Source organism: Mycobacterium sp. E3198 (genome assembly GCF_001667015.1).
Taxonomy (GTDB): domain Bacteria; phylum Actinomycetota; class Actinomycetes; order Mycobacteriales; family Mycobacteriaceae; genus Mycobacterium.
Genome location: NZ_LZIS01000100.1, coordinates 1 through 1,648, shown reverse-complemented (window position 1 = coordinate 1,648; position 1,648 = coordinate 1). Strand labels below are relative to the sequence as shown.

Here is a 1,648-nt window from a genome sequence, read left to right as displayed (position 1 = left end):
TGCCCGCGCTGGACCGGTCGCCCTGCAGGCCGGGCTCGGTGTGGCTGACCACCAGCTCGACGGACACCGGCAGCTCGAGGTACAGCGGCGCCCCGTTGTGGAAGGCCACCTGCACCGGCAGGCCCTCCAGCAGGAAGCGGGCGCCGTCGCCGACCAGCGACTCCGGCAGGTGGTGCTGCTCGTAGTCCTGGCTGTCCATGAACACGAAGTCCGAACCGTCGCGGTACAGGTAGGTGGTGTCGCGCCGGTCCACGGTCGCCGTGTCCACCTTCACGCCGGCGTTGTACGTCTTGTCGACCACCTTGCCGGACAGCACGTTCTTCAGCTTGGTGCGCACGAAGGCCGGGCCCTTGCCGGGTTTGACGTGCTGAAACTCGACGATCTGCCACAGCTGGCCGTCGATCACCAGGACGAGCCCATTCTTGAAGTCGGCAGTCGAAGCCACGATCGGTGTATCTCCTAAAGGATTGCCAGTTCTTTGGGGAACCGGGTCAGTAGTTCCGGGGTATCCCCGGCGCTGTGCGACGTCCCGTCGGCAACGACGAGAGTGTCCTCGATGCGGACACCACCGCGGCCGGGTAGATAGACGCCGGGCTCCACGGTCACCACGGAGCCCGCAAGCAGTGTACCGGCGGACGTGGCGCCGATCCCCGGCGCTTCGTGGATCTGCAGGCCCACGCCGTGGCCCAAACCGTGGCCGAAGTTGTCCCCGTAGCCGGCGTCGGCGATCGGCCGCCGCGCCGCGCCGTCCACGTCGCGCAGGTCGGCTCCCGGCTTCAGCGCCTCCCGGCCGGCCCGCTGCGCGTCGGCGACCAGTTGATAGATCTCCAGCTGCCAGTCGGCGGCCTTGCCGAGGATGAACGTCCGGGTCATGTCGGAGTGGTAGCCGGCGACCAGGGCACCGAAGTCGATCTTGACGAAATCCCCGGCGGCGAGCACCGCGTCGGTCGGGCGGTGGTGCGGGATCGCCGAATTCGGACCCGCGGCCACGATGGTGTCGAACGAGATCGCGTCCGCGCCGTGGTCGAGCATCAGCGACTCCAGCTCGCGGCTCACCTCGCGCTCCGTCCGGCCGGGTCGCAGGCCGCCACGCTCGACCAGGTCGGCCAGCGCCGCGTCGGCGGCCTCGCAGGCCAGCCGCAGCAGCGCCACCTCGCCGGCGTCCTTGACCTCGCGCAGCGCCTCGACGGTGCCGGCGGCCCGCACCAGCTCGGTGGCCGCCTTGCGGTCCTCGAGCTCTCCCCGCAGCGCGTCGAAACCGTCGACGGTGACCACGTTGCTCTCGAAGCCCAGCTTGCCGACGCCGGCGTCGGCGGCCCGGCCGACCAGGTGCCGCCCGACGGCCCGCTCGATCGCGACCTCGAGGTCGGGCGCCTGCGCCGCCGCCTGCGTGCGGTACCGGCCGTCGGTCGCCAGCACCGGCCCCCGATCGTCGGCGAAAACCAGCAACGCGCCGTTCGAACCGGTGAAACCCGACAGGTAGCGCACGTTGATCAGGTCCGTGACCAGCATCGCGTCCAGCCCGCTGGCTCCGATTTGCGCTTTCAGATTGTCTCGACGCTGGGAATGTGTCACGACCCTTGACGGTACTCGCTACGCTTTTCCTTCATGAGGAACTGGATGCTGCGCGGATTGGTGTTCGCCGCGG

At 69.5% G+C, this 1,648-nt stretch carries 2 protein-coding genes; both read right to left on the bottom strand.

Annotated elements, in window-relative coordinates:
• The coding region (locus tag A5673_RS11710) for an elongation factor P (RefSeq protein WP_068231693.1) at positions 1-445 on the bottom strand (445 nt) is incomplete at its 3' end.
• A 14-nt stretch (positions 446-459) separates the two neighbouring features.
• A complete protein-coding gene (locus tag A5673_RS11705) occupies positions 460-1,575 on the bottom strand; it encodes a Xaa-Pro peptidase family protein (protein ID WP_068231690.1) in 1,116 nt (371 codons plus the stop codon).
• Between the last annotated feature and the right edge of the window lie 73 nt (positions 1,576-1,648).